General features: G+C 45.5%; 27 protein-coding genes, 1 tRNA gene and 1 other RNA gene. 15 read left to right on the top strand and 14 right to left on the bottom strand.

Annotated elements, in window-relative coordinates; all coding sequences use genetic code 11:
* The first annotated feature begins 426 nt into the window (after positions 1-426).
* The 3 genes from DMB44_RS01040 (at position 427) to DMB44_RS01030 (ending at position 3,627) form a co-directional block, all read left to right on the top strand.
* A complete protein-coding gene (locus DMB44_RS01040) occupies positions 427-1,263 on the top strand; it encodes a CBS domain-containing protein (RefSeq protein ID WP_110640206.1) in 837 nt (278 codons plus the stop codon).
* Entirely contained in the window at positions 1,260-2,690 is a 1,431-nt protein-coding gene (locus tag DMB44_RS01035) for a glycine--tRNA ligase (RefSeq protein ID WP_110640205.1), read from the top strand. Before DMB44_RS01040 ends, DMB44_RS01035 begins: the two co-directional genes overlap by 4 nt.
* A gap of 88 nt (positions 2,691-2,778) precedes the next feature.
* Positions 2,779-3,627: an SDR family oxidoreductase gene (locus DMB44_RS01030; RefSeq protein WP_110640204.1), complete on the top strand. Its 849-nt coding sequence runs from the start codon at positions 2,779-2,781 to the stop codon at positions 3,625-3,627.
* Position 3,628: 1 nt separating this feature from the next.
* Here the strand turns inward: DMB44_RS01030 and sufD are convergent, their stop codons facing one another.
* The 3 genes from sufD to sufC are packed head-to-tail and all read right to left on the bottom strand — an operon-like array spanning position 3,629 to position 7,017.
* Complete coding sequence (gene sufD / locus DMB44_RS01025; protein ID WP_237265212.1) at positions 3,629-4,834, bottom strand: Fe-S cluster assembly protein SufD; 1,206 nt, start codon at positions 4,832-4,834, stop codon at positions 3,629-3,631.
* Positions 4,831-6,276: a Fe-S cluster assembly protein SufB gene (sufB, locus tag DMB44_RS01020; RefSeq protein ID WP_110640203.1), complete on the bottom strand. Its 1,446-nt coding sequence runs from the start codon at positions 6,274-6,276 to the stop codon at positions 4,831-4,833. The genes sufD and sufB overlap by 4 nt, the downstream gene beginning before the upstream one ends.
* Entirely contained in the window at positions 6,277-7,017 is a 741-nt protein-coding gene (gene sufC / locus DMB44_RS01015) for a Fe-S cluster assembly ATPase SufC (protein WP_110640202.1), read from the bottom strand.
* A gap of 92 nt (positions 7,018-7,109) precedes the next feature.
* Between sufC and DMB44_RS01010 the strand changes: the two genes are divergently transcribed.
* From DMB44_RS01010 to DMB44_RS01000, 3 genes are all read left to right on the top strand, one after another.
* On the top strand, positions 7,110-7,757 hold the full coding sequence (locus tag DMB44_RS01010; RefSeq protein WP_110640201.1) for a metalloregulator ArsR/SmtB family transcription factor: 648 nt from the start codon (positions 7,110-7,112) through the stop codon (positions 7,755-7,757).
* 10 nt (positions 7,758-7,767) lie between these two features.
* The gene (locus tag DMB44_RS01005) at positions 7,768-8,070 is read left to right on the top strand and encodes a metal-sulfur cluster assembly factor (RefSeq protein WP_110640200.1); all 303 of its coding nucleotides are present in this window, start codon (positions 7,768-7,770) and stop codon (positions 8,068-8,070) included.
* Between the two features lie 61 nt (positions 8,071-8,131).
* Entirely contained in the window at positions 8,132-8,686 is a 555-nt protein-coding gene (locus DMB44_RS01000; protein ID WP_110640199.1) for a TATA-box-binding protein, read from the top strand.
* A gap of 101 nt (positions 8,687-8,787) precedes the next feature.
* Here DMB44_RS01000 and DMB44_RS00995 read toward each other — a convergent pair whose 3' ends face one another.
* Positions 8,788-10,791, bottom strand: coding sequence for a heterodisulfide reductase-related iron-sulfur binding cluster (locus DMB44_RS00995; RefSeq protein WP_110640198.1), 2,004 nt, complete (start codon positions 10,789-10,791; stop codon positions 8,788-8,790).
* A 50-nt stretch (positions 10,792-10,841) separates the two neighbouring features.
* Positions 10,842-11,960 (bottom strand): OFA family MFS transporter, encoded by a 1,119-nt coding sequence (locus DMB44_RS00990; protein WP_110640210.1) that lies wholly within the window; start codon positions 11,958-11,960, stop codon positions 10,842-10,844.
* Positions 11,961-12,052: 92 nt separating this feature from the next.
* On the opposite strand from DMB44_RS00990, the gene DMB44_RS00985 reads away from it, so the two are divergent.
* The gene (locus DMB44_RS00985; RefSeq protein WP_110640197.1) at positions 12,053-12,628 is read left to right on the top strand and encodes an ankyrin repeat domain-containing protein; all 576 of its coding nucleotides are present in this window, start codon (positions 12,053-12,055) and stop codon (positions 12,626-12,628) included.
* 3 nt (positions 12,629-12,631) lie between these two features.
* A complete protein-coding gene (locus tag DMB44_RS00980) occupies positions 12,632-13,063 on the top strand; it encodes an OsmC family protein (protein WP_237265211.1) in 432 nt (143 codons plus the stop codon).
* 3 nt (positions 13,064-13,066) lie between these two features.
* Here DMB44_RS00980 and DMB44_RS00975 read toward each other — a convergent pair whose 3' ends face one another.
* The 3 genes from DMB44_RS00975 to ffs form a co-directional block, all read right to left on the bottom strand.
* The gene (locus DMB44_RS00975) at positions 13,067-13,687 is read right to left on the bottom strand and encodes an alpha/beta fold hydrolase (RefSeq protein ID WP_110640196.1); all 621 of its coding nucleotides are present in this window, start codon (positions 13,685-13,687) and stop codon (positions 13,067-13,069) included.
* 88 nt (positions 13,688-13,775) lie between these two features.
* Entirely contained in the window at positions 13,776-14,885 is a 1,110-nt protein-coding gene (locus DMB44_RS00970) for an HD domain-containing protein (RefSeq protein ID WP_237265210.1), read from the bottom strand.
* Between the two features lie 4 nt (positions 14,886-14,889).
* Positions 14,890-15,193, bottom strand: an RNA gene (gene ffs, locus DMB44_RS00965) — signal recognition particle sRNA.
* A 57-nt stretch (positions 15,194-15,250) separates the two neighbouring features.
* On the opposite strand from ffs, the gene DMB44_RS00960 reads away from it, so the two are divergent.
* Entirely contained in the window at positions 15,251-15,835 is a 585-nt protein-coding gene (locus DMB44_RS00960; protein ID WP_110640195.1) for a class I SAM-dependent methyltransferase, read from the top strand.
* Here DMB44_RS00960 and DMB44_RS09215 read toward each other — a convergent pair.
* Complete coding sequence (locus DMB44_RS09215) at positions 15,823-15,990, bottom strand: hypothetical protein (protein WP_153280099.1); 168 nt, start codon at positions 15,988-15,990, stop codon at positions 15,823-15,825. The genes DMB44_RS00960 and DMB44_RS09215 overlap by 13 nt on opposite strands.
* 228 nt (positions 15,991-16,218) lie before the next feature.
* Positions 16,219-17,025, bottom strand: a complete 807-nt coding sequence (locus tag DMB44_RS00955) for an SDR family oxidoreductase (RefSeq protein ID WP_110640194.1) — start codon at positions 17,023-17,025, stop codon at positions 16,219-16,221.
* Between the two features lie 153 nt (positions 17,026-17,178).
* Here DMB44_RS00955 and DMB44_RS00950 point away from each other — a divergent pair.
* Together DMB44_RS00950 and cutA are read left to right on the top strand one after the other, a co-directional pair.
* Positions 17,179-17,253 (top strand) — tRNA-Arg (locus tag DMB44_RS00950).
* A gap of 60 nt (positions 17,254-17,313) precedes the next feature.
* Positions 17,314-17,634, top strand: coding sequence for a divalent-cation tolerance protein CutA (gene cutA, locus DMB44_RS00945; RefSeq protein WP_110640193.1), 321 nt, complete (start codon positions 17,314-17,316; stop codon positions 17,632-17,634).
* 35 nt (positions 17,635-17,669) lie between these two features.
* On the opposite strand, the gene DMB44_RS00940 is transcribed toward cutA, so the two are convergent.
* Complete coding sequence (locus DMB44_RS00940; protein ID WP_237265209.1) at positions 17,670-18,842, bottom strand: MFS transporter; 1,173 nt, start codon at positions 18,840-18,842, stop codon at positions 17,670-17,672.
* A gap of 77 nt (positions 18,843-18,919) precedes the next feature.
* Here DMB44_RS00940 and DMB44_RS00935 point away from each other — a divergent pair, with 77 nt between their 5' ends.
* From DMB44_RS00935 to DMB44_RS00925, 3 genes are all read left to right on the top strand, one after another.
* Complete coding sequence (locus DMB44_RS00935; protein ID WP_110640207.1) at positions 18,920-19,555, top strand: winged helix-turn-helix domain-containing protein; 636 nt, start codon at positions 18,920-18,922, stop codon at positions 19,553-19,555.
* Positions 19,556-19,586: 31 nt separating this feature from the next.
* Positions 19,587-21,185 carry a UbiD family decarboxylase gene (locus DMB44_RS00930; protein WP_161952071.1) on the top strand — a complete coding sequence of 533 codons (1,599 nt, stop codon included), beginning with the start codon at positions 19,587-19,589 and terminating at the stop codon, positions 21,183-21,185.
* 202 nt (positions 21,186-21,387) lie between these two features.
* A complete protein-coding gene (locus DMB44_RS00925; protein WP_110640190.1) occupies positions 21,388-22,497 on the top strand; it encodes a mandelate racemase/muconate lactonizing enzyme family protein in 1,110 nt (369 codons plus the stop codon).
* On the opposite strand, the gene DMB44_RS00920 is transcribed toward DMB44_RS00925, so the two are convergent.
* Genes DMB44_RS00920 through DMB44_RS00910 form a run of 3 tightly spaced genes read right to left on the bottom strand, consistent with a single transcriptional unit; the run spans position 22,494 to position 24,623 of the window.
* Entirely contained in the window at positions 22,494-23,147 is a 654-nt protein-coding gene (locus DMB44_RS00920) for a GntR family transcriptional regulator (RefSeq protein WP_110640189.1), read from the bottom strand. The two genes, DMB44_RS00925 and DMB44_RS00920, sit on opposite strands and share 4 nt — an antisense overlap.
* A gap of 40 nt (positions 23,148-23,187) precedes the next feature.
* The gene (locus DMB44_RS00915; RefSeq protein WP_110640188.1) at positions 23,188-24,339 is read right to left on the bottom strand and encodes a UxaA family hydrolase; all 1,152 of its coding nucleotides are present in this window, start codon (positions 24,337-24,339) and stop codon (positions 23,188-23,190) included.
* A complete protein-coding gene (locus tag DMB44_RS00910) occupies positions 24,339-24,623 on the bottom strand; it encodes a UxaA family hydrolase (protein ID WP_110640187.1) in 285 nt (94 codons plus the stop codon). The genes DMB44_RS00915 and DMB44_RS00910 overlap by 1 nt, the downstream gene beginning before the upstream one ends.
* A gap of 249 nt (positions 24,624-24,872) precedes the next feature.
* Between DMB44_RS00910 and DMB44_RS00905 the strand changes: the two genes are divergently transcribed.
* Positions 24,873-26,279, top strand: coding sequence for an MFS transporter (locus DMB44_RS00905; protein ID WP_237265208.1), 1,407 nt, complete (start codon positions 24,873-24,875; stop codon positions 26,277-26,279).
* Positions 26,280-26,375: the final 96 nt, after the last annotated feature.

The following is a 26,375-nucleotide window of genomic DNA, read 5'->3' as shown; positions in this document are numbered from 1 at the left end:
CCCCGTTGAGGCGTATACATGAAGCGTCTTTCATGATATTCGTAGCAGATTTAATACCTCATTTGCCTTCATAGTTAATAATATAATACAGTATTTGTATAAATAGTTATTAGAATTACGGATTATAAGCATGGCCCTTACATTCCAACATACGATCTCCCAATTATCAGGTAATTTTATATCGTTTCGCAGCTCTGACACGTTCTGAATATGTATACGTATAGAACATAACCTAAGTAAGATGCATTCCAAAATGGATTGTAGCAAAGTTTCCATACATTGGAGAACTGCGACAGCATGCATGATGAACGTTATGAATAGCTGAACGGGAATATGCTATGATTCAGCTCATGATTGGCTCAAATGATATCCTGTCGGTTGCCCCTATGAAAACAATTTTATCCAAATTAACAATGCACCGCCATCATGAAAGTAGCCGATATAATGACACCAGACCCAATAACATATCACGTTCCAAGTTCCATCAATGAAGTAATAAAGGTACTGATCAAATACAATGTCACAGGAGTGCCTATAACGGATCAGAATGGCTATTACGTTGGATTTGTCAGTAGGAGAGATATATTTGCAAACCCTAGAGAGACCCAGACCGCCATGGTCATGAGGAGATCAAAGGCAGTGTATGAGGATGATGAGGTCAGAACTGCAGCTCTGGAGATGCTGGCACAGAAGAAGAGGCATCTGACAGTAATCGACAGGGAGAACCATGTCAAGGGCATACTGACACCACAGAACTTCATGAAGACGATAAAGGAAAATTATGGAAACGTTAAGGTGAAGGAGGTCATGAAGGAAACCAGCGTACCTATCTGGTACAAGACACCACTGCCGGCCATACTCACCGTGATGAACGTTTCGGGGATATTCTCCTTCCCTGTGATAAATGACGATGGATCTTTTCTTGGCCTACTTGTGGACAGAGATATATTCGACAGGATTGACCTGAAATTTGACTCTATACTGAGCGAGATGGGGATAGCGGACGATGAAGATCCTTGGTCATGGACAGGCCTGCGCAATGTATTCAAGTATGTTGTGGAGCGCGCAGACATAAAGCTGCCCAAGATATCGGCAGAGGAAATAATGGTGAAGAATCCAACGGTCGTGTACGCAAACGACAGGCTGTCCACGGCAGCAGAACTCATGATAAAGTACAACTACAACCAGCTTCCGGTGCTGGATGATTCTCACGGCATATATGGCATGCTGTACGATATTGAAATGCTTGGTGTGTTTCAATGAGCTTCGACGATGTTGTTGAACTTGCAAAGAGGAGAGGGTTCTTCTGGCCGTCTTTCATGATATACGGCGGATCTTCCGGTTTCTATGATTATGGACCGCTTGGTACGTTACTCAAAGACAATATAATAAATCTATGGAAGAAGGAGTACGCTAGGGAAGGGGCGGTATTCCTGGATACTCCCGTAATATCCCCTGCGGACGTGTTCAGGGCTTCTGGCCATCTGGAGAAGTTCTCTGACATCGCGGTGAAATGCCCCAAATGCGGCACACCGTACAAGCTGGAAAGCCTTCTGAAAGGCCTCGGCATAACAGAGATAGCGAAGACCGTAGAGGAAGCTTCGGCCATTTTGGAAAAATACGATGTGAAATGCCCCAAATGCGGAGAAAGGCTCAAAAACCCCTATGATTTCAATCTCATGTTCCGCATAGGCACGAACGATCTTTATCTTAGGCCTGAAACAGCGCAGGGTATATTCATCAACTTCAAGAATATTTACAATTACGCCAGAAACTCAATGCCCATAATAGTGTGCCAAGTTGGTAAGGGCTTCAGGAATGAGATATCTCCAAGGCAGGCCCTGATAAGGATGAGGGAGTTTTCTCAGGCTGAGGTGGAGGTTTTCTATCTTAATGGGGATGATTTCCCAGTTCCAGACTCATATGCGGATCTGAGCCTGCTTAGGAATACCGGGGAATTGCAGAAGATGAAGGTCTCAGACGCTCTGAGATCCGGCATCATAGGAAACAGAGTGATGGCCTACTTCCTCAACAAGACCTACGACATACTTCTGAAGCTTGGATTCAAGCAGGATCGGATAAGGGCAAGAGAACATGATCCGGGTGAGAGGGCACACTATTCATCGGAGACTTGGGACTTCGAATATCTCCTGGACGGAGACTGGATAGAGATAGTTGGCGTATCAGACAGAGGCACTTACGATCTTGGAAGGCACCAGCAGTTCTCCGGCGAAAACCTCCAGATCGATGGCAAGACACCAAAGGTGATAGAGCCTTCCTACGGTGTGGATCGCATACTCCTAACCATCATGGACTCCTCATACTATAAACGTGATAATGGATACAAGGTTCTCAGGCTTGAACCGCACATAGCCCCAGTGCATCTTGCCGTATTTCCCCTGCAGAAGAAGGATAATCTTGACAGGATCGCCAGAGATCTGTTCGATAGGATCAAGGCTGTGGATCCCTTCATATTCTATGATGACGGCGGAAACATAGGCCGAAGATATGCAAGACAGGATGAGATCGGCACCCCTTACTGCGTGACCGTAGATTATCAGTCGAAGGAGGATGGCACTGTGACCATAAGGGAAAGGGACAGTACATCTCAGGTGAGGATATCCATGGATGAGCTGATCGAGAGGACGAAATACTTTCCCGATTCTTTCACTGAACTCTTTAAACAGTAATGGTACATTCTAAAGAATTCAAATTGATACAGTAATATTTTTCGCTGTATTTCTATAAGATTATTATGGTTTTAAGCATCTTCACGCGATGTTCAGGAATGATCTTTTGAAGGGAAAGGTTGCCGTCATAACTGGTGGCGGCACTGGAATTGGCTTCAATATAGGCATGAGGTACGGTGAGTTAGGCGCCGCCGTAGCCATATGCGGCCGCAGAGAGAATGTTCTATCAGAAGCTGTGTCCAAATTCAGGGATGCAGGGATCGATGCAGACTACCACGCCTGTGATGTTCGTGACCCTGCAAAGGTCGCTGAGACCATCGATCATTTCATGGATCACTTCGGGCACATAGATATCCTCGTTAACAATGCAGCCGGCAATTTCATCTCACCAACTGAAAAGCTGTCGCCGCATGCCTTCGATGCAGTGCTTGGCATAGTGCTGCACGGAACCATATACATGACGCTCGATCTTGGCAAACGCTGGATCAGCACAGGACATCGCGGAGTCGTTCTTGACATAGTGACTACCTATGCATGGACCGGGTCCGGATATGTGGTGCCGTCTGCGGCAGCAAAGGCTGGTGTGCTTGCAGTAGTTAGATCTCTGGCCGTGGAATGGGCAAAATACGGCATAAGGCATGTTGCCATAGCGCCTGGGCCCTTCCCCACTGAAGCCACAAGGAAGAACCTGTTTCCAATACCAGAGATAGAAAGCCGCATCATAGAAAGAGTGCCGCTCAGGAGGGTCGGCAGGATGGACGAGATCGCTGATCTGGCTGCCTTCCTGGTATCCGATAATGCCGAATATCTGAACGGATCGATCATAACGATAGACGGAGGCGAATGGCTTAAAGGCGCTGGCCAGTTCAACCATCTGGAAAACCTTACGGAAGAACAGTGGAAAATGATAAATGAAATATCAAGGAGGAAGGATTGATTCAGAGGCCGGAAAACCTCACTACTGCCTCCTTTATCCTTTCGTCTGATCCTTCCACGACGTGCTCCGTGAAACCCTCTACTATCATGTTCTTTGCCGTCTCCTCATCGATTCCCCTGGATCTGAGATAGAATAGTGACTGATCATCGATGTTGCTTATCGCGGACGCATGCTTCGATCTCACATCGTTGTTGTTGATAAGAAGCGCCGGCTTTGTATTTGCAAAGGCCTCCTTTGACAGGAGGAGTATCCTCGTGTCGTAGTAGCCCTCTGCATGCCTTGCCATCTCTCTGATGTCTATATTCCCGCGCTGCATAGTGAGGCTCCTATCCCTGACTATTCCCCTTATGTATATGTCCGCAACCGTATGCGTACCGATCTGTATCGTGTTGTCCCTCAGATCCATCTGCTGGAGCGACCTTGTGAAGCTGACACCTCTCACCTGGTAGTTTGTGCTGTTTCCATACTGATACGATTCTGTGACTATTATGGATCTGTCGTATCCATTCTCGGCATGGTATATCTTCGCAGATGAGTAATCATCCATGAACGTCCTTATGAACTGCAGGCCTATCACAGTCTTTGGCCTGTCCTGCACCTGATTGTATTCGATCGTTGAATTCTTTCCAAGGAAGATATATGTGTTGTCTCCCTGATATCCATTCCCCGTGCCGCTGCCGGATATCTTCCGGAATATCTTCAGATGTGATCCCTCATCGACCACTATCATGTTCTTCTCAGCGAAGGATGAGGTTGAAGACGCATAATCCTCAATATCGATTGAAACTGACATGCCCTTGGGAACATAGATGAAGAGGCCGTCATGGAAGCCTGCGTTTATGAGAAATTCATACCGATCGTAAACGTATTCCTTTCCGGCATAATCATACAGTATCGAGGCATGCTTCTCTTCGGCTTCCCTCATAGATGATACGATGAGGCCTTTACCGTTGTAGACATACACATGACCATTAACTATGGCCACGTCTTCGCTACCCTTTCTGTAATCGCCGTTGCCTTCCTCCTGCCTGCCGAGGACCATCTTTTCAACGTACTCATCGGTGAATTCAACGTACCTCATCCTGGTAGGGCTTTCCTTCCAGGTCTGAGGTGGCGTCTTCATGAACTGTATGAAATTCTCCTGCCTGTATTCATGGAGACGGTCATAGCCCCTCTCGTTTATCATGTCCCTTATCTGCTCGATCATCCCACAGCACCCATCTTGCTCATTTCAAGTTTTACAAGCCTGTTCATTTCCACAGCAAACTCCATCGGGATCTCCTTCATCACGTCGTCCAGGAAACCCAGCACTATCAGTGAGCTCGCCTCATCCTCAGAGAGTCCCCTGGATCTCAGGTACGTGAGCTCCTCTGTGCCGATCTTTCCGACCGTTGCCTCATGCGTGAAGTTTGCCGTTGGCTCATATATCTCATCGTGCGGCATCGTGTACGACACAGATTCATCATTGATAAGGAGTGCATCGCACTGCACGTGGCTCTTTGCGTTGACAGCGTCCTTGTTGATTCTGACCAGCCCGCGATAGATTGACTTGCCGTCGCCAAGCGATACGCTCTTGGCTATTATCTTTGAGCTCGTGTTGGGGGCCATATGTATAGCCTTTGCTCCCGTGTCCTTTACAGTTCCTGGGCCGGCCAGTGCTATATTGAGGTTGGATGTGGTGGCGTTCCTGCCCCTCAGGTATGATGATGGATATATCATCGTGACCTTGGATCCGAGCGATCCTCCAACCCATTCCATGTTTCCGTTTTCCTCAACCCAGGCACGCTTCGTTGGCATGTTGTAAACACTGTTTGACCAGTTCTGCACACTGGTGTATCGTCCATGGGCATTCTTCATAACGTAGTATTCTACGATTGCAGCATGCAACGAATCCTTTGAATATACAGGCGCTGTGCAGCCCTCGAGGTAATGAACGCTTGAACCTTCGTCTGCTACCACTATGGTGTGCTCAAACTGGCCTGTGGCCTCGCCGTTTATCCTGAAATAGGTCTGAAGCGGCATGTCGACATGTACACCCCTTGGGACGTATAGAAATGCACCGCCGCTCCACACCGCCACGTTGAGTGCAGCAAACTTGTTATCGCTGGGAGGGACTGCCTTTGCGAAATACTCCTTCACCAGATCAGGATACCGCTTGAGCGCTGAATCCAGATCCATGAAGACGACACCCTTATCCTCCCATTCCTTCTTGAGGCTGTTGTATATACCTTCGCTGTCGTACTGCGCTATCGAACCAGCGAGATATTTCCTCTCCATCTCTGGTACGCCCAGCTTCTCAAAGGTGTCCTTTATCTCCTTCGGCACCTCGTCCCAGTTTGTAGCCTTAACCTCGTCCGGACTGCTGTAGTAGGTCATGTTCTCCCAGTCTATGCCGGACAGATCCGGCCCCCATGTGGGGACAGGCTTCGACATGAATATCTCGTAAGCATGCAGCCTTATGCGTCTCATCCAGTCCGGCTCCTTCTTTATTTCGGATATCTCCTCAATAACCTGCCTGCTCAGCCCCTTTCCTGTAGAATAAACAGGGTTGATATTGTCATGGAAACCGTAGTCCAGAGCTCCATTTGATTTAAGATCATTTATGAGTCTGTCTATCTCCTCATCCTTATTAACATACGTTGACTCCATTTATGCCACCTCCTTCAACCAGTCATAACCATTCTCCTCAATCTTATCGGATAGCGTTCTATCACCGTCCATGGCGATTGTGCCGTTCACCAGCACATGCACAAAGTGCGGCTCAATATCCTTCAGTATCCTCTGATAATGCGTTATTATAAGATATCCCACATCCTTGCTGAAGTACTTCTTCAGCTGTTCGGCAACCATCCTGAGGGCATCGACATCGAGTCCGGAATCGATCTCATCCAGCACTATCATCTTGGGTTTCAGGATGAGCATCTGAAGTATCTCGAACCGCTTACGCTCTCCGCCAGAAAAACCGTCGTTTACGGATCTCGATATGAAGCTCTCGTCCAGACCCACCGTCTTCATGGCCTCCTTGATCCTCCTGTTGAAGTCCGCGATGACGATCTTCTCGTCTGGATGAAGATGGCTGTAGGCTATCCTCAGAAATGTGGAAATCCTGACACCCTCAACGGCAACCGGACTCTGGAAGGCAAGAAACAGGCCAGCCCTCGCCCTCTCCTCGGGCGTAGCATACGTTATATCTTTTCCGTCAAGTATTATCTGACCACCGGTGATCTTGTAATCCGGATGGCCTATGAGCACGTTGCCCAGTGTACTCTTGCCTGCACCATTTGGGCCCATAAGCGCGTGTATTTCACCGCCCCCTATCTTCAGATTGACGTTCTTCAGAATGGGCTTATCTTCAACTGATGCTGAAAGGTTTTTGATCTCTAGTATCATAAGCTATCATGGGATCATAACTTGATACTATTTAAACACTTTTTTGTGTCTAAATTGACTAAATTTAAATAATCATTACGCATTACTTATCTATGATATATGAGGACATCCTGGGCACAACGAAGACGACCATACTTGAGAGCCTTAACGTCCAGGATAGGAGCATTGACGACCTTTCAAACCTTCTCAAGATCAATAAAACCGCTGTGAAGGAGCACCTGGAATACCTGGAAATGCGTGGTTACGTGACATCATATTTTCAGAGCGGCGGTGCGGGAAGACCGAAGAAATATTATAAGCTTACAGAGAAAGGTATATCGCTGTTCCCTAAAAGATACATAGATTTTGCAAAGCTGCTGCTTGACGAAACGGAAAGAGTTGTGGGTACGCAGAGAATGAACGAGATACTCGAGAGAATTGCGTCTAGAATGATCTCCGATACCGGCTGGCTTGCCGAAGACCTGCATGACAAACCAAGGGAGGAGAAAATAAAGAAGATCCAGGAATACGTATCGATGCTCAACATACTTGGATACAACGCAACGCTCGACATATACAGTGACAGGGTTATTATATCAAGGCATAACTGCATATTCTACGATCTAGCGAAGACAAACAACAGGATCATATGCAATTCACTCGGAAAGGAACTCATAGTGCAGTCCCTGAACGCCGACTTCGAAATAACCGAGAAGATAAGCAGCGGTTCCAACAAGTGTGTGATAGAGGTGAAGTTGTGAGGTGTTATGAATGGTGACCAAGGAAGAGGTTCTTGAAGCACTCAAGAATGTTGCAGATCCGGAGATAGGCTACGACGTCGTCAACCTGGGGCTCGTCTACGATATACAGATAAATGGAAACCGCGTGTATGTGAAGATGACGATGACCGCGCCCACATGCCCCGTTACCCCATGGATACTGAGCGAGGCGCAGCGCGTGGTTGAGGAGCTGCCAGGAGTCGAGGCATGCGATATAGAGCTTGTCTGGGATCCTCCATGGAACCCAAAGATGATGAGCGACGAGGCAAAACAGGCACTAAACATAGATTATTGAATTTGATCTTCTTTTCCTCATACCTTTAAATACTATTTAAATATAAACCATCTGATAACTCATGAGTGAAAGAGAGAAGATCACCATAGAAAATATAGTGGCATCGACATCACTTGCAGAGCATCTGGATCTGAGTAGGATTGCGCTTGCGCTGGATGGATCAGAATACGAGCCTGAGCAGTTTCCAGGACTTATTTACAGGCTTCAGGAACCCAAGACCGCCGTTCTCATATTCAGAAGCGGAAAGGTCAACTGCACGGGCGCAAAGAACATAGAGGACGTCAGGAGGACAATAAGGATAATCATAGACAAGCTGAAAGCTGCAGATATAGAGGTCTATGACGATCCTGAGATAATAGTTCAGAACATCGTGGCAGTATATGATCTGGAGTCTGAACTGAACCTCACGGATATAGCAATGTCCCTAGGCCTTGAAAATGTGGAATACGAGCCTGAGCAGTTTCCAGGACTGGTTTACAGGGTTGAGGAGCCGAGGGTTGTACTCCTGCTCTTCGGTTCCGGAAAGGTCGTATGCACAGGGGCCAAAGAGGAAAGCGAGATAGAGCAAGCGGTCATCAAGGTGAAGAAGGAGTTGCAGAAGGTCGGTCTGATCTAGATCTTCTGCTTTTGGTGCGATTTTTTAGGAATCAAAGAAATAACGCATTTTATCTATGTTATTTGAAGTTTAAGAAAACAATAATGCAGATCCCCAGCGTCTCATGATTCTGACTTTTTGGATGCATCCTCTATGAGGTTCTCACGTATTATTATTGCAATGTCCTTAACCTGCACCCTGTCCTCGACATTCATCGTTCTTGCGGCATCTGAAAGCATAGCGTTGCAGAAAGGACAGGCCACAGCGATGTTCGATGCCTTTGTTTCAAGCGCCTGTTCCAACCTTATGTGGCTTATGGCCTTCTCGCTTTCCACCCTGTACCAGTAGTTCCCGCCTCCGGCACCGCAGCAGAAGCTGGAATTTCTCGATTTCTCCATCTCCACAAGATTGGATGACGAAGAGACTATGAACCTCGGATCATCGTACACGCCGTTGCCACGCCCAAGATAGCATGGATCGTGGTAGGTCGTTATTGCTTCAGAATTCTTCACCTTCAGCTTTCCATCCCTTATCAGCTGCGCAAGAAATTCGGAGTGGTGAACGACCTCAGCCTTAAGGCCAAATTCAGGATATTCGTTCTTGAACGTATTGTAACAGTGTGGGCATGAAGTCACGATCTTCTTCACTCCATATCTATTGAACGTCTCAATGTTCGACGTGGCAAGAGTCTGGAAGAGGCCCTCCTCGCCTATCCTTCTTGCAGTTTCGCCCGTGCATTTCTCCTCTGAACCAAGTATTCCGAACTTGACGCCTGCCTTTTTCATGAGTTCCATAACTGCTATGGCCGTCTCTTTGGCTTTGGGATCGTAGGCGCCCATGCATCCCACCCAGTACAATACGTCACAGTCAGCAGAATATTTATCAGCGTACTGAAGGAGATCGTCTCTGTCCATAGGTGAGCTTCCCAGCGGATTTCCCGTGTTGTAAAGGTTCGTGAGATATGCCGTGGTCTCCTTGGACACCTTGTTCTCCATCACAAGGTTCCTCCTCGTCTCGGTCACAAAATTATACGGCCTTATGAGCACAGGGCATTCCTCAACGCACGCCATGCATGTGGTGCATGACCATGCAGCATTCTCGGTGAGTATAACGGGAACCATCTCGGTGTCCGTTCCCACCGTCTTCTTCAGGTTCTGAACCACAGCCCTTGGATCAAGGCCAGTACCGGACGCATAGGCAGGGCATGCCCTCTCACATCTGCCGCAGTCCGTACAGGCCATGGCCGCAGTAACGTATTCTAAAGAGAGCTCCTTCACATTCTTGGAACCTACCTTGACCTCATAATTTCCAGAGGCCATAACCTCTGACAGTATGAACGGTGTTCCTATATACGAGTTGCCGCGAACGATTGTTTTGGATGCATGGGTTGGCGATAGGAGCGAGTGGAACAGCTTTGAGTACGGCAGATAAAGCGCAACAAGAAAGGCTGTAAGAACATGAATCATCCAGAGATCCCTGTATAACGCTATGCCTGCTGGACTGAAGCTGCCATATCTGAACATGTAGCTGAGATACCACTCCACGAATCTGTAAACGTCGAAAGACTCCCTGAACAGTGCTATCTTCAGGGCGCCAAGGAAGAAGCCCTCCAGCGCTAGGATCAGTATGCCAGAGAGCAGTATATAGTCCTCGGATGTCGTGTGCATTGGGACGAAATTCTTTATTCTCCTTACGATAGCCATAAGCAGGCCAACTATGAGTATTATACCACCGATCTGCGTGAACACTTCGAATATGAGATAAAACGTACCGTAGAGTATCCCCACGCCTATGATCGGCTTGAGTATATCATGCGAGAGAGCGATGAGGGCTGTGGCGATAAAAAGGATCACGAAACCGTAAAATATGAATAGATGCATTATTCCGGCATACCTGTTTCTGACCAGCTTCCTCTGGAAAATCGCATAGCTGAAGAACTGCTTCACCATTCTAGGGAAGTTTGCCTTCAGATAGGACCACATGACTCTGTAGTTTATCCCCTTCCTCGAATAGGACATGTACCACATGTAGATGTCGAAGATCGCTACCGGGAATGATATTGAATAAAGGATTATAAGCTCCGGTATGGGTATGAAAACCAGCGTGGGGCTGACAGGTATGGTCATGTTTGAATATGGGCTATGCGTATTTTAAACTTTTTTTACGTGAACTCTTTCTATTGCATTGATCTGCTCTTCCTGACGGCTCCGCGTGAAGCAATGAGAAAAATAAGACCCGCAATGGCAGAGATCAGAACGAAAATGTATGAAAGTGTTACATCGTATGAAAACATAAGTGCAAATATCGTGCTGCCAATGAAACCAGATATGGATTTTCCCGTATAAAACACACCGTTATTCGCCGTTGAAAACCTGGTTCCAAACACATCACCTACATAAGCGAAATAGAGGGATATCATGGAACCGCCGAAGAAACCGATCAGCACAATCGCTAGTACATACTGCCTCAATGAGAGAAATGCAGATCCAACGATTATGAAGGCATCTATGAGCATGACCGCCGCTGACCTGCCAATCCTGTCGGACATCCATCCGAGTATGGGCCTGCTTATTCCACTGAGAAGCGGAAAAAGGGATACAAGTATCGAAAATTCATAGGGAGGAAGATGACTGCCTATATATCCGAATGATGACGATATGACCAAGAGAGGTATGGAACCGAAAACAAAAGAAATGTAAAGTATCCAGAACGCCGGACTTGTAAGGTTTCGCCTCGGTCGTCCGCCAGAAAGGTTTGCCTTTGGGTATTTGGCAAAATAGAGCATCAACGGCATCAGAACGAGCTCTATCAGGCCAATGACCATCATGGGCAGCCTGAAATTCGGGGCATGAACAAGGAACACGTTTGCAACGCTGGAACCCACGCCGAATCCGAGGGAAACAATACCCACTGCCAGGCCCCTCATGTCGCTGTACCATTTCACCGCGAGATTCGTGGCAATTCCGTAAAGTATCCCTTCACCGATGCTGCCGATTGACCATACGGCATAGAATTCGTATATTGAACCTGAGAACGATCCACCTATGAAGCCGAAGGCGGATAGGAGAGCGGAAATCACACCGACCCTTGCCGGGCCATCCCTGTCCGCAAAATATCCGCCAACACCCTGAAACGTGGTTGAGAAAACGGTGAAGAGCGTGAATGCAACCTCCACGTAGACGGCGGTCGTATGAAGTCCAGAAGCTATCATTGGTTCAAAAACGTTCCATGAGTACTGATAAAGGGAGTTCATTGACATAACTAACAGCGCTATAACCAGATAGCCTCTCTTCACGTTGAGTAAAGCGAATAGCACCTTTAATTGTTTTCCATTCCAATGCAGGATGAAAGGCAAAAATTTATTGCCATTTATGATCATTCATTAAGATGGATGAATCAGAATTTTTCCAGACGATAAAGAGCGGTGACAGAACCAGCATCGAAGCCGCAGCTGACGAGATATGGAATTACAGGGATCAGTATGGAAGAAACGCACTGATGGTTGCCGCCATGTACGGGCGTTCCGATCTCGTAGAATTCTTCGCCATGAAGTATGATAACCTGGACTGCAGGGATGTTGAGGGAAACACCGCGATTATGTGGGCTGTGCGCAACAACCACATCGACGCAGCAAAGAAGCTGATAGACCTGAAATGCGGCCTAGATGTTCAGGACTGTTCGGGCAACACGCCACTCTGTTGGGCAATAATCTTCGGATATACGGATATGGCCAGGCTTCTGATATCCTCAGGTTCCAACATAGACGCCAGGAATGCAGAGGGAGACTCTCCGGCAATCCTAGCGGCCAAGTACGGAAGAACGGAATGCCTGAAGATGCTGATTGAGGCTGGCTGCGACCTCAGCGCTAAGAACCATGGTGGCCAAAACGTCTGGAAAGCCGCAGAAACCTTCGGAAGAAAAGAGATATTAGATCTTCTCTCATCATCAACAAGGAGGGCATGATGCATGTCGGATGAAATGCACATCTACGAAAGCGATGTTTCATGGATAGATGACAGGCGCACAGAGGTATCCATGGGAGGTAAAAGGATAGAGGTGGATTCTCCTCCAGAATTCGGAGGTCCGGAAGGCCAGCTGTATCCCGAAACGCTCTTTCCAGGCGTTCTTGCCTCATGCCTGCTGACCACGTTCCTCGAATTCAAGGACAGGATGGGCATTAACCTGAAGTCTTGGGATAGCCATGTGACTGCGGAGCTAGGCCCATCTCCAGAGAAGGGCTTCAAGTTCCACAGGATTAGAATACATGTGAAGATAGGCGTGAATGAAGAGGATAGGGAGAAGATACCGAGGGCAATGGAGCTCGCGGAGAAATACTGCTTCATATCAAGAGCAATAAGAAATAATGTTGAGGAAATAGTGGATTACGAGTTCGTCTGAGTATCAAAGGCTCTTCAGGAAATCTGTCGTTATCTTCACGAACTCTGCAGGTTTTTCTATGTATACTGGATGCCCAGATCCATCGACAATTTCCAGCCTTGATGCAGGTATGATGGATGCATATTCCTTTGAGAGCGCGATCGGAACAACGTGATCTTTTGAACCCCATACCAGAAGAGTCTTCTGCCTTATCTTGCTGAGATCCTGCTTCATGGACTCGACCCACGCTGGCGCAACGGCTATAACACCCTGTACCATCTCTGGATATTGAAGGGCAGTCATAAGAACCATGCCGCCGCCCATCGAAGCACCCAGAATAACGGATTGATCGATACCGTTGGCCTTCAGATAGTCATGTATGAACTGCGCCGCATGCCTCAGATCGCCCCTAGCAATTCCATACCTGTCCGAATTCGATGATCTGCCGAATCCAGGATAATCCGGAGCGTAAACATTGTAGCCTATCTTAGAATAGTTGTTGAACAGATCGGCCTTATCCCAATCCATCGATGTGAAGGAATATCCATGAAAGAGAGCTATGCTCTTTTTATTTCCTTCAACGATCTTCCTCCTGTGGAATACCCTTGTTCCATTGATATCCAGAAATCCTTCCTCTATGTCCATGGTTGTATATCCGGACTTCTGATTTTAATGATTCCATTTCATAAAAATTGAAATTTGAAGGTCATCGCTCCCGTATCTTGATTTTTGATCAGATGCCGGCGAGATCCCGATTTAAATCCTCTTGGTCATCCCGATACCCATAGATGTAGAGGTATCGCCTTTCGATTGCAGAATTGAGCGCGTTTACCAGCGGAGATGATTCTTCTCCCGTCGATATCCTGTCATCCATGAGCACACCAACCTGTGTCTTCAGCCTGTCCTTTCCCTTAAATGAAAGCGGTGGAATGACGTCAACTATGAACCTGTCTGATACCGATCTTTCAATATCCGCAGCTAGCCCCTCTTCGTATTTGACCTTGTACAGAACCTTCATCAACCTCCGGTTGAGTATGTTCTCCATGATGCCCCTAGATCTCGGATCGGAGAGCAGCTGATGCGTTAATTCCTGATCGTTAAGCCCATAGGTATCGTATGCTTCCGATCGCATGGCAGCCATTTCAAGCATCCTGTTGGCTATCCTGCATGTCTTGTGGAAGTACACGGCCTGATACATGAGAAATCTGGAGATGAGGAGGCTCTCTATATCGGAGAGGCCCTTCTCCTCAACCACTATCCTGCCGCCATATAGACCGGATACGCTGATCACCCTGGCTGGATTGACGAAGCCTATGGATACTCCACAGTAGAATGAGTCCCGCCGCAGATAGTCAAGTTCATCTGCGTCTATCGGCCCACTGACGATATCGGAAAGAACCTTTTCCTTTCCCTCAAGTATTTTCACGACCTCCTTCACATCTATCGAATATCTTTCGAGTATGGATGGTATTTCGCTCTCTCTGTCGCCTCTTATGATCCTTATGCCCTCATTTAGATGATCCACATGCCTGTTCCTGTAGTAGAAGTCCTCTATAGTATGTGAGAATGGAAAATGCCCAACGTCATGGAGGAGTGCGGCTACGAGCGTCTCCTCAGATCTTATTCCAAGATGATCCAGGTACATGCCCGCAAGGTGATACGTGCCCATAGAGTGCTCAAATCTTGTGTGATTGGCGCTGGGAAATACAAGATAGCAGAGGCCCAGATTCTTTATGTACCGCAATCTCTGGAAATCTGCTGAATCCATTATATCAAGTATGGCTCCTGAAGCACGAATGGGGCCAAACACCGGATCCTGCACTATTTTTGAATTCATGTCCATCAGAAGCCAGACACACCCGGTTCGGTCTGGGCGTCCTGTCAGGTACCCCCTGTTTCCTCTCACCCCCGCACCCCTCCAGCATCGAGAGTCCAGGGTGTCGTTGCTCCCTTCCGGGCCTGGCGCGTTCCCCTGATAGGCCATAGACGCGTTCTCCTTTGAGATCGTGCCTATGGGCCTCCGATCCAGAGGGACAGGAGATCATTGATTCCGCAGGGCCTGGCAGAAACCCAGGTGGTCTCACCGGGCTGTCGCCCCCGCATCTAGACTTCGGGTACAGGGGACGCCTAACCCCCCGGCCAAGTCTGGCAATAACCATATAAAAGAACCGGTAAAAAGCTTATGCATAGGTTTTGATATGGATATGCATGGATCTTTACAAGGAAGGAGAGGAAAGATTCGGGTTTCTATCTTCTCATTTCTATGGTATAATATCGAACCATTTCCTCCGCGACCTGTACATGCTCATCGTGGAAGATATAGGTAAATATAATCCATCCACTATTCTTGATGTTGGCTGTGGAACTGGATCAGCCGATTATTTCATAGCTTCCAATTATCCAAACATCAGCATAGACTGCATCGACCCTTCGCCTTACATGATAAGCATTGCAAAGAAGAAGCTCTCTAGATTTGATGGGAGGGTAAACCTGCAGCTGGGAAGCAGCAGATCGATACCGTTCGACAGGAAATACGACTTCATTTTCACGTCGATATCGTTCCATCACTGGAAATGCAGGGAGGACGGCCTAAGGAACATGGCAAAATACGCAAATGAAAAGGGCGTCGTGGCTGTATACGAATACTACAGACCAAATCTAAGGGGCTTTCACAAGGCTGCCGGCAAACATGCACTGACCATGGATGAGGTTCAGGCGATAAACCTGGATGGCTTCAGGAAAACGTTCGAGATAAAGGGAGAAATGATGAGGATATTATTTCAGAAGATATGATCCGATCTATTTTTGCCTGTTGCAAGCATCTTGGAATAAACCTTGGTTCCAAAATCATTCTTCGTGCACAACACACCGCCAGATATCTTGCTTATTGAGAATGTGGTTATAGGAAAGTAGGGGTTGGGGGAAGTAGTAAAGCTCTCTTCGGACATTAGATACACGGACTTCACTCAATAAAAATATTCATAAATTGTCTTCCAATATTTTTGTATCCTCAACGATAACCAATTGGCAGGATACTTGTGTAAAATCACTGAGATCCGAATATACGCCTGTGGAGTTCGCTACTTCGGGCTTGTATGGATGTCCGGAAAGGCAGGTGTCCCTTCAATGAAAGGAAGATCCGATGCTTTAGCTTAGGAGTAGATCACCTTATGGTATTATCCGCCATGCTTGAAGTCAGGATAAAGTGCCATACCACCATCCACAAGCACTGTAGTACCCGTGATGTATGAAGCAAGATCGCTTGCGAGGAATACGGCAACCCTTCCTATATCGTCCACTTCTCCAAGCCTCGGCATGGCTATCTTGTCAAGGAGATCCTTCAGGGATTCCGGATTGCCCCACACATCCTTATTTATGGGCGTTTTTATGGCACCTGGCGCTATGGCCACAACGCGTATATTGAAGTCAGATAATTCCTGAGCCAGTGTTTTCGTGAACATTGACAAGCCAGCCTTTGCGCTGCAGTAAGCAGAATAGCCCGACCATGGTACATATTCATGCACAGATGTGATATTTATTATAACACCGGTCTTCCTCGGCTTCATCCTCTTCGATGCTTCCCTTGCACAGTAATATGGGCCCATGAGATTCACGCCAATGACCTCTTCCCAATCATCCGTGTTGTCATCGCCGACAAGGCCGCGCTTCCCGTCTATGCCCGCGTTATTGACCAAGATGTCGATAGGACCGAACGCCTTGTCTATGCTGAGAAACAGATTCCTGACCTCTTCCTTGTTCGATACATCGCCGCCCAGCGCAATGGCCTTCCCACCAGCAGCTTTTATTTCGCTAACGATCTTTTCAGCCCTGTCCTTCCCGGTGCGGTAATGCACCACCACCTTCGCACCGGCCTGTGCCATATATCTTGCAATTGATTCTCCCAAACCAGAGCTTGAACCTGTCACCAGAACAACCCTATCAGTCAGGTCTATTGATATGCCTTTGCGAACTTCCAATGCCATGATAAAGGAGTGCCGCATCTAAAATAAATATATCTGTTCAGGTAGAAGAGCGATCATATATATTTCAGGAGTTATTGCATTATTCTTTAGGTTTGGCGGATCTAAAACACGGTTCCTCAAAAAGAATAAATAAGCATTTTGAATAGCCTGACTGGGCCCGTGGCCTAGCTAGGATAAGGCACCGTCCTTCTAAGTCGGGAATCGTGGGTCCAAATCCCACCGGGCCCGTATTTTACAGCGGATCGTAGGAGTAGAGAAGGTTAAGTTCTTTGAGGTATATCAGCACCTATGCCGTTTTATGTAATCACAACCTTTGATAGCCGTGAAAAGGCTGCTGATGTAGGGAAGAATGCTGTGGAAGCAGGATTTGCGGCCTGCGTAAGTATGATACATGGGATAAGTTCCATCTATCGGTGGAATGGAAAGATAGAGGAAAGCGATGAAGTGATGTGCGTTTTCAAGACATCAGATGAAAGAGTGGCCGCACTTGAGGAGTTCCTTAGGCGGAATCATAATTATGAGGTGCCTGAGATCGTGGCGATCAGGATGGATCGCGTAAACCAGGAATACGAAAAATGGATCAGGGAGTCCTGCAATGAAAAATTGTAAATTTGAAGTCTGATCCTTATTATTCTGTTTGTCTGTCAGAATACCATTTTTGAGAAATTCCTCAGGAACGGTATGAGTAAAGCAAGCAGGATCATGGCCATTCCCACGACCATGAATGAATGTATCTTCCCGGCAAACTGATAGAGCAGGCCGCCGACTATGCTTGAAACTGCTGTAGCCGCTATTCCAAATGTATTGAATGCGCCTTGGATCCTGGCCATCATGTCGCTGGGTATTATCCGCATCAGCGATGTGCTCACCGTTACGCTTTCTATTCCCATGGCAAGGCCAGCAATAAGAACAGGAGGTATGGTCAGAAGGATAGAATGTACAAGTGAAACAGAAAAGAATGAGATACCTATTACAGAATATATTGAGAAGCTTATCATACCAAGCTTACCGCTGATCTTTGATGCAAAAAATGAACCCACAGCAATTCCGAAGACAAGTACGCCGAAGATCATCGATACATATACTGCGGATAGGCCGAATCCAATCTCTATCAGCGATATGAACATGATCGCAGCCATACCTATCAGAAAATTTCCTATCAACCCCATGAGAATGATCTCCCTTATTCTTCCATCACCTATAATGAGTCTTACGCCGCCGGCGATGTATTCCTGTATAGAGCCGCTACCGCCATACCTGGAATGCTTCACACCTAACAGAGGAAAAAGTGCCACAGCAAATATCAGAGCTAGGCAAAGAAATGACCTGAAATCGCCCAAAGATATTATGATTCCAGAAAGTACAAAACCTATACCCTGTGCAAGCATTGTCGAAGAAGACAGCTGTGAAGACCCAGATTTATATTGATCCTCCCTCAAAAATACCTTCATCCACGAGGCCCGGACAGAATCGATCACATCTGAGGTGAAGCCTATCAGGAAAGTAGAAGTGTAAATCGCAAGTATCACATAGATACTATGACCCCAATGCAGTGAATATATTATCAACAGGAGCAGCATCATCCTGACCAGGGCCGCAGTTATCGCCAGTTCCTTCTTTATCCACATCCTGTCCACAGCCGCCCCGACTATGATGCTCAGCATAAGCGGAAATGTCATCATGCTATCGGCTAGACCCGCAAGTACCGGCTTTTCTGTTATACGCAAAACTACCCATATGATGACGAGGTTATAGGCAGAAAGCCCGAATCTCGAGAGTGAGGCGTTTGCAATCGTCAGCTGGAAGTTCAGCTTCATTCTTTTATCTAATGTATGGTTATACATATAGGCATTACTTATACGTAAATTCTTATCTTATATAAAAATGCATGCCCATGGATGAAATTACTAGGAATATTGATCTGCTGCTGAAGAATTTCTCCAACAGAACCAGGCTGATGATAATATCGCTGATCATTAAGAACGGCCCTATGACCGTTACGGATCTATCCAAGGTGATAAAGACAAGCAGGTCAAATCTATATCAGCTTATCAAGGACATGCTATCAGACGGCGTGATCGTGCAAAGTAAAACTGAAGTGAAGAAGAATTATGTTGAAAAATACTACAGCATAAACGAATCGCTCTTCGCCAGTGTCAAATCGGAAGATCTCCGAAAGGCCATCACAGTCATGGACGATGAGAGCTTCAGGAACCTGCTCATATCGTTTCTAACCACCGCTTCTGCCATGATGTCGATTGCAGCGGAGCAGATCAGCATAGCAACAGAAGACGATATGAGAAACTACCGGGAGGAGATCAACAGAGATCATATGATAATGTCATTTGCATCGCTCTCAAAGGAGAATATGGCGAAGTATTCAAAGATGCATGCAGAGTTCATGAGCCGGATTGAAAATGAAAACGATCATTCACTGGAAGATCATTTTCTATACGTTATAGGCTTTCCATCCATCCCAAATAAAGGCAGCCTCAATCGCAATGTCACACACCAGCAAAATGGGAGTTGAAACCGGTGGCAGAATTCAGAGGTGCATTCCGATGCAGAATGAAATGAAGGGGAAAAATCTCAGGGATCTGCTGGAAGATGAATATAGAAATGGGAATGTGATAGATATTGAAGAACAGCTCTCTACGGATCTTCAGATACCAACGCTCGCCTCCATGCTTGAAGGCGAGAAGATAGTTATGTTCAAGAAAATTGCTGATTTCCCTGATTTTTCCATCGTAACCGGAGTCTTCTCCTCGGAGAAGAGAATACTCAGGATGTTGAGGTCAGAAAACGAGGTAGATTTTTTCAAAACTTGGATCAGGATAGTCGATGATGGCCCTCTTATGGATATTTCAATCGATCGAGCTATGGATCGACAGATGATCATTCAGGATGTTCCAGATTTAAATTCAATACCTGTGCTGAAGCATTTCAGCAACGATGGATCGAAGACAGGTAATGGCAGATACATAACCGGCGGTATAGTTGCGGCAAGGGATCCTTCGGATTCTGATGTCGTGAACTTGAGCTTCACAAGAATTCAGTTGATATCACAGAATAGATATGCTTTTGACGCTGGAAGCCACGGACATCTCTGGTCATACATACAGAAATGCTTGAAGGACGGTTCTGATCTTGAAATATCCGTTATAATAGGTGCCCCACCAATACATTACCTCACAGCCGCGGCCTTCATGGATGACGAATACAGGCGCATACATAGGGTCTTCGATTTCGACTATTTCAGAGGCTACAGGAATGACGTTCCAGTACCGTCGGATGCAGAGATGGTGATAGAGGCAAAATTTGTACCGGGAGAAGAATACGATGAAGGCCCATTCGCAGAATATACCGGTTATATGGGCTATGACTCAACAAGGAACGTAGCCGAAGTCAGGAGCATAATTATGAGAAGGAACCCAATCTATCTTGACGTAATTCCGTCAAATTCCATGGAGCATATCAATCTCTTCTCCTTCACAAGATCCATAAAGATCAATCATCTCATCTCTGAGGCTAATCCCAAGGGCCATGATATCAGGGTAGTGTGGCCGAATTATGGATCCAGATTTCTGGCCATGGGATACGTTGATCCGCCGTTTCCAGGGCTGGCAAAAAATGTTGCTCTTTCCGCAATGGCCAACGACCCCATGTGGAACAAAATTGTCATGATCAATGAGGGCAGAACAGAACTGAATCTTGAAAGGATGCTTTTGAACCTTGCAGAGACCAGAAATTTCACACGCAGTTTGACCATCATTAGGGATATGTACACGATAAGTTCTGATCCAACGGCAAAGAAAGATAGTACGAATTCAAAGTTGATCGCCATAACAAGAGGTTCCGGATCACGTTATAAAACCGAAAATGAAACCGGATCTTTCCTGATAAGATCCAGCAGAGGAAGGGCGCTGATCTCCCACGATGAATCTTATGCCGACGTCAATATAATGGTGCCGAAGATGATCAGAACAGACGATATGTCAAAGGTCGGATGGATGCTCGCACTTAACATAGATTGCGATAACGACATATCAATTGAAAAGGACAGACTCATAATAGATCTTCGCAAAGATATAGGAGAAGTCCCTAAAACTGATGACTATGTTATGAGCACCGTTGCAGATCTGGCCAGAAGATACACATAATACGACATGCTTCGGAAACTTGCGCGGAAATATAATGAACATATATCCTGCAAAATTGATCGCCGATCTTGTCTAGGGCATACGAATATTAGCGCAATTTGAGCAAATGCCTGTAAGGGTATCACTCGATATCAGTATATCTTCAAAAATTTTAAGATGAAAATATTCTTATATATAACACTTTGATACTTTGTTCGATATCATGGATGCGCAAATAATTGATGTGATACCGATAGTGAGTAGAATTCCGCTTACTCCCACAAGCCCTCCCCAAGACTGGATCGACGAATGGAGCAGACAGCTCTTCGTCAAGGTGAAGACTGATGATCTTGATGGATGGGGAGAGATCCTACCAGCAGCATTCAATTCCCCAAGGGTCTATGCGTCGTTCGTTTCACGTTTTAGGGACTACGTTGTGGGTAGACGTATTGAAGATGTTGAGGAAATATGGGAAACACTTAGGAAGGTTGCCTTTTCTGGTGGATACGGTGTACTTGTAGGTTCGATCTCCGGTATAGACATAGCACTGTGGGATCTGTATGCAAAGATGAAGAAACAGTATCTCGGGCATATTCATGGCAAGAAGGAAGTGTCCATAACGAGATACGCTTCCCTCTCCAGATATTCAAGACTCGATGATCTGATCAGTGCCTGCCATAACATGGTCAATGATGGCTTTACTAGAATAAAGCTTCATCAGACAAAGAATGATACTGTGGAAGCTGTAAGAAGATTCAGGGAAGAATTTGGGTATGACATGGAATTGATGGTTGATATGAACGCCTCAATGAAGCTTAAGGAGGCCACACAATTTGCCAATGAGATACAAAAATATGAGGTAAAATGGGTTGAGGAACCCATATGGCCACCAGATGATCTGTTTTCTCTCAGAGAAATAAATAAAATAGTGCCAGTTGCAGCCGGAGAGAACTTCTTCAGTTTTCATGAGTTTCAGAATGCACTTTATCTTGAGGCCGTCACATATTACCAGCCTGACGTTACGAAAGTGGGAGGAATCACGCCCACGATGAGGATACTGGATATGCTCAAGGAGAAGGGCGCAAAACTCTCCTTCCATAGCAGACCTCACAACGGCTGGATCGGTGTGTTTGCCAGCATAGCGGCGGCCAATATGGCCGGGATGAATGCAATGATCGAGACCCCACCAAATTCAATACCGGAAAAATACTTCAACTACAGGGCCAAGATAAGCGCGCAGACCATAATAACCCATGGGCATGGAATAGGTATAGAGCCAATAGAACCGCTGCCGGAATTAAAGGATGAAAAGGTGTTGATTTTCCATAGTTAATAATACAATTTTGGTATAATATATTTATTTACATATTCCCAGACATCTGTTTCATGGTTATACATCAAAGTTCTGGCCTTCTCTGCGTCTCCATTAGCCAGTGCTTCATATATAGCGCTGTGTTCAGCCAGTTCATCGCTTCTCCTCTCTATGCTTGTGAATAGGGTAACTCTGACAATTCGAAGCTTCAACCTGAGCAGGTTGACTTCGTTCTCTATGTACTTGTTTCTTGAGGCTCTCGCTATGATGGAATGGAACTTGCCGTTGAGATTGGCCAGATCGGCTGGTTCATCCTCGTCTGTGGACTTTCTTATCTTTTTTAAAATGTCACTCAACTGTTTGAGTTCGGCCTTCTGGATTCTTTTCGCCGCATAGTATACTGCAATGGCCTCAAGCTCGCGCCTTGCCTCGAATATCTGATTTATCTCGTCCGGCTCTATGAAGCAGACAAAGTATGATTTTCCCCTCTTCTCTATAATACCATCGTTCTCAAGTGAAAGTATTGCCTCTCGGATAGGCGTCTTGCTGCTACCAAAAAGTTCCATGATACCGTTTTCGTCTATTATCTGGCCCATTCTCAGATGCCCAGAAGTGATCTCCTCTATAATATAATTATAAATTTTTTTTGATAATGTTATACTTTGTTCCATGATATCTGAGATATATTAATTATAAATAAAAAGATAATTATTATGCTGAAATATACAGCTTAGTCAGGGCAAACTCATAGTGCTTCAGTATCTCGTTTGCAGTGAGCTTTCCAGACGCTGTCTCAAGCAGAAGGTTGTAGAGCTTGTCACCGGCTTCCTTAAGGGTGTACTGGAACTTCAGCAGGCCGGAAAGATCCAGATCTATGTGCTCTTTCATGTTCATAGCCGTCTTTGGGTTTGCTGTAGTCTTTATGACAGGCAGTATATGGTTGCCCACAATATTTCCCTGACCGGTTGTGAACATATGAACTACTGCACCGGAAGCTGCGAAGAGAGTAACTGCCTCGGCGGCGGCGGATGATGTATTCATGAAATTCAGCCCCTTGGACTTAGGTTCCTCTGCATAATCCAGCACACCGGTTATCTTCTTCGTGCCCGTCTTCTGTATATTTCCAAGGGCCTTTTCTTCGATGGTACTCAGACCGCCTTTTATGTTGCCCTCAGTTGGTTGCGAGCCAAGGAGATCTACGCCCTGAGATCTGATCACATCCTGATAGTCATTGAAGATCTTCATGAATTTTTCTCTGAGCTGTGCATTGGCCATGCGATCCGCTATATATTTTTCGGCGCCGGTGAGTTCGCTTGTTTCTCCGAATATGACCGTGGCTCCCTCATCCACGAGTCTATCGAACACCACACCCACAGTCGGATTGCTTGCCAGCCCAGATGTGGTATCCGATTCGCCACATTTTGTGCTGACCACTAGATTTGAAACATCAAATTCTTTCCGCTTCTTGGTGGATGCTTCCTGAACAAGATCCTTAGCAAGTCTGGAGGCCTTTTCTATAGTCTTAAGATCACCACTTCCCTCTATGCTTAAAGCCTCAACGCGCTTTCCCGTCTTTGCGATCTGATCGGCTATTCTGTTCGTCCAGTTGTCTTCTATTCCTACCACAATGGCCGATGCCACGTTTGGATTCCTTCCGTAACCCGCTAGGGTCCTGAAAGTCAGATCAAGATCAGCACCGAACTGAAGCCTGCCATATGGGTGCGGAATTGCCCTAGTTCCGTAAATATTGCTTTCCACCGCGGTAGCGACGGTGTTTGATAGATCGTCGACCGGAATCACGAGCACATAATTTCTTGTTCCAACTCTGCCATTTTCTCTTTCAAAACCCATGAAAGAACTCATTACTGCCACCTCAGAGATTTTATATTATGCACATGAACATGATCGCCCGCCTTGATGTCTTTCGTTGCTGCGCCAATCACTTCACCATATTCTATTATGTTATCTCCCTTTTTTAAATCCCTGAGAGCAACCTTATGACCTAGCGGTACATCCTCATTAACTTTCAGATTCACTTTCTTTCCCGTATCTAAAAACGCGATTTCCACACTTTCACCCTTTTTCAGATCATCTGTTGCAACCGCAACATAATCCTTTTCCAGATGAGCCAATGCTCTTGTTGTCATAACTAGACATCTATTAATTATTAATAAATCTTTCTAGTGAAAAATTTTTTATGATATATTGGTTATGATTGAAAGGTAATAAATATTAAGCTATCTGCTTAATCTTAAAATATAGCTATATTGCAAAAATTGATTATATTCGGAAATCAAGGTAATGTGTATTATTATGAATATAATTACAATGCAGATTATTTAAAATATTCCATCTAGCAAAAATTTAAATATCTATTATTTATGAAAGAATGAGAGATGGTAAATATGAAGGTAGATCCCAACGATAAAGAAAAGAATGGACTAAGCTGGGAGGATTTTAAAAGAAAAGTCTTCTTCCCAATAGATAGTCAGAAATCAAAGGCATTTAACTATAAAATGCTACTGCTGACAGGTGGTGGCATATTCCTCGATGGGTACAACATAATTATAATTGGTTTCGGCCTTGCTGGAATTTCAGCTGTATTTCATCCTTCAAAATATCTACTTGGATTAATAAGCGTTTCGGTAATCATCGGGAATCTCGTGGGGGCTCTTATATCTGGACCTGTTGTTGATAAAATTGGAAGGAAATTAATTTTCATCTTAGATCTGATTCTATTTGTTCTGTTTGCAATTATATCTGGATTTGTGGCAAATGCTACAGAATTACTTATAGCTAGATTTCTGGTTGGATTAGGAATTGGGCTAGATTATCCAATAGCAACATCGTACCTGAGCGAATTCACTCCAATTAAACCTCGTGGTAAATACCTAGTTATGAATATAACTTTCTTCAATATAGCTGGTATTTTTGCGGCAATCGTAGCTTATGCGCTTTTACCATTAGGAACAGATGTCGCGTGGAGGTATATGCTCATGTCCGCCGCGGTTCCTGCAATAATAACTATATTGGGAAGACTCAGAACACCCGATTCACCCAGATGGTTACTCATACATGGCAAGAAAAATGAAGCCATCGAATCTATCGAAAAAGTTACGGAAACAAAGATGGATCTAGAAACAAAAAAGATGATACAAGAAACTACGTTTGAACCTGAAAAATCCGGATATTATAAAGAACTTTTAACTAAATATACTAGAAATGCATTATTTTTAGGATTTTTCTATTTCTTCTTCGCTATAGCTTTTGTAAATTCAGCCATTTACGGACCGGCACTACTCAAATCTTTTGGAGTTCAGGGCGAAATAGAATCGATCAGTTATTGGTCTCTCTTTGTGATCGGCGATATAATATGTATACTTCTTATAGACATATCAGGAAGGAGAAAAATGACGTTGGCCGGATGGGCGGGGATGTTAATTACTATGGCCTTGCTGATATTTCTTCCAAATACGCTCAAATTTGGCTTGCTAATTTCATTCCTCTTCTTTGCAATGTTTCAGGGTATAGGCCCTGGAAGCCTACATATGGTTTATTCACCAGAACTCTTTCCAACAAGGATCAGGGCAACAGCAGAAGGTTGGAAACAGGGGTTGGGAAGGACTGCAGGAGTTTTGACCGGGGTAGTATTTCCTTCTTTACCGCTGACATATGAACTCTATCTTCTATTAATCGCTTGTTTGGCAGGACTTCTACTATCGATAGCCTTTGCTCCTGAAACAAAGGGAAAATCCTTAGAAGAAATATCAGAAATGCATATGGCCTCTGAAAAAACTTCCTAATTTTTGGGTATCGTAATGATTATTTATATATATTTTATTGTATTTATATAGAAGTGTTTTATCCCTTACGATAGCTTTCAATATTGAATGCTTATA

The sequence above is a fragment of the Thermoplasma sp. Kam2015 genome, from assembly GCF_003205235.1.
Taxonomy (GTDB): domain Archaea; phylum Thermoplasmatota; class Thermoplasmata; order Thermoplasmatales; family Thermoplasmataceae; genus Thermoplasma.
Note: the sequence above shows the minus strand (reverse complement) of the source record. Positions and strands in the feature narration are given on the sequence as shown.

What these genes read in the sequence shown, in the direction of transcription:
- sufB (WP_110640203.1), bottom strand. Translation starts at nt 6,276, where the DNA reads ATGGAGTCAACGTATGTTAATAAGGATGAGGAGATAGACAGACTCATA.
- DMB44_RS01035 (WP_110640205.1), top strand. Translation starts at nt 1,260, where the DNA reads ATGAGCTTCGACGATGTTGTTGAACTTGCAAAGAGGAGAGGGTTCTTC.
- DMB44_RS00975 (WP_110640196.1), bottom strand. Translation starts at nt 13,687, where the DNA reads ATGGACATAGAGGAAGGATTTCTGGATATCAATGGAACAAGGGTATTC.
- DMB44_RS01005 (WP_110640200.1), top strand. Translation starts at nt 7,768, where the DNA reads ATGGTGACCAAGGAAGAGGTTCTTGAAGCACTCAAGAATGTTGCAGAT.
- sufD (WP_237265212.1), bottom strand. Translation starts at nt 4,834, where the DNA reads ATGATCGAGCAGATAAGGGACATGATAAACGAGAGGGGCTATGACCGT.
- DMB44_RS00915 (WP_110640188.1), bottom strand. Translation starts at nt 24,339, where the DNA reads ATGAGTTCTTTCATGGGTTTTGAAAGAGAAAATGGCAGAGTTGGAACA.
- DMB44_RS00920 (WP_110640189.1), bottom strand. Translation starts at nt 23,147, where the DNA reads ATGGAACAAAGTATAACATTATCAAAAAAAATTTATAATTATATTATA.
- DMB44_RS00940 (WP_237265209.1), bottom strand. Translation starts at nt 18,842, where the DNA reads ATGAAGCTGAACTTCCAGCTGACGATTGCAAACGCCTCACTCTCGAGA.
- DMB44_RS00970 (WP_237265210.1), bottom strand. Translation starts at nt 14,885, where the DNA reads ATGGACATGAATTCAAAAATAGTGCAGGATCCGGTGTTTGGCCCCATT.
- DMB44_RS00995 (WP_110640198.1), bottom strand. Translation starts at nt 10,791, where the DNA reads ATGACCATACCTGTCAGCCCCACGCTGGTTTTCATACCCATACCGGAG.
- DMB44_RS00925 (WP_110640190.1), top strand. Translation starts at nt 21,388, where the DNA reads ATGGATGCGCAAATAATTGATGTGATACCGATAGTGAGTAGAATTCCG.
- DMB44_RS00985 (WP_110640197.1), top strand. Translation starts at nt 12,053, where the DNA reads ATGGATGAATCAGAATTTTTCCAGACGATAAAGAGCGGTGACAGAACC.
- cutA (WP_110640193.1), top strand. Translation starts at nt 17,314, where the DNA reads ATGCCGTTTTATGTAATCACAACCTTTGATAGCCGTGAAAAGGCTGCT.
- DMB44_RS01030 (WP_110640204.1), top strand. Translation starts at nt 2,779, where the DNA reads ATGTTCAGGAATGATCTTTTGAAGGGAAAGGTTGCCGTCATAACTGGT.
- sufC (WP_110640202.1), bottom strand. Translation starts at nt 7,017, where the DNA reads ATGATACTAGAGATCAAAAACCTTTCAGCATCAGTTGAAGATAAGCCC.
- DMB44_RS00935 (WP_110640207.1), top strand. Translation starts at nt 18,920, where the DNA reads ATGGATGAAATTACTAGGAATATTGATCTGCTGCTGAAGAATTTCTCC.
- DMB44_RS01040 (WP_110640206.1), top strand. Translation starts at nt 427, where the DNA reads ATGAAAGTAGCCGATATAATGACACCAGACCCAATAACATATCACGTT.
- DMB44_RS00955 (WP_110640194.1), bottom strand. Translation starts at nt 17,025, where the DNA reads ATGGCATTGGAAGTTCGCAAAGGCATATCAATAGACCTGACTGATAGG.
- DMB44_RS01000 (WP_110640199.1), top strand. Translation starts at nt 8,132, where the DNA reads ATGAGTGAAAGAGAGAAGATCACCATAGAAAATATAGTGGCATCGACA.
- DMB44_RS00905 (WP_237265208.1), top strand. Translation starts at nt 24,873, where the DNA reads ATGGTAAATATGAAGGTAGATCCCAACGATAAAGAAAAGAATGGACTA.
- DMB44_RS09215 (WP_153280099.1), bottom strand. Translation starts at nt 15,990, where the DNA reads ATGTCCGAAGAGAGCTTTACTACTTCCCCCAACCCCTACTTTCCTATA.
- DMB44_RS00980 (WP_237265211.1), top strand. Translation starts at nt 12,632, where the DNA reads ATGTCGGATGAAATGCACATCTACGAAAGCGATGTTTCATGGATAGAT.
- DMB44_RS00930 (WP_161952071.1), top strand. Translation starts at nt 19,587, where the DNA reads ATGCAGAATGAAATGAAGGGGAAAAATCTCAGGGATCTGCTGGAAGAT.
- DMB44_RS00960 (WP_110640195.1), top strand. Translation starts at nt 15,251, where the DNA reads ATGGATCTTTACAAGGAAGGAGAGGAAAGATTCGGGTTTCTATCTTCT.
- DMB44_RS00910 (WP_110640187.1), bottom strand. Translation starts at nt 24,623, where the DNA reads ATGACAACAAGAGCATTGGCTCATCTGGAAAAGGATTATGTTGCGGTT.
- DMB44_RS01010 (WP_110640201.1), top strand. Translation starts at nt 7,110, where the DNA reads ATGATATATGAGGACATCCTGGGCACAACGAAGACGACCATACTTGAG.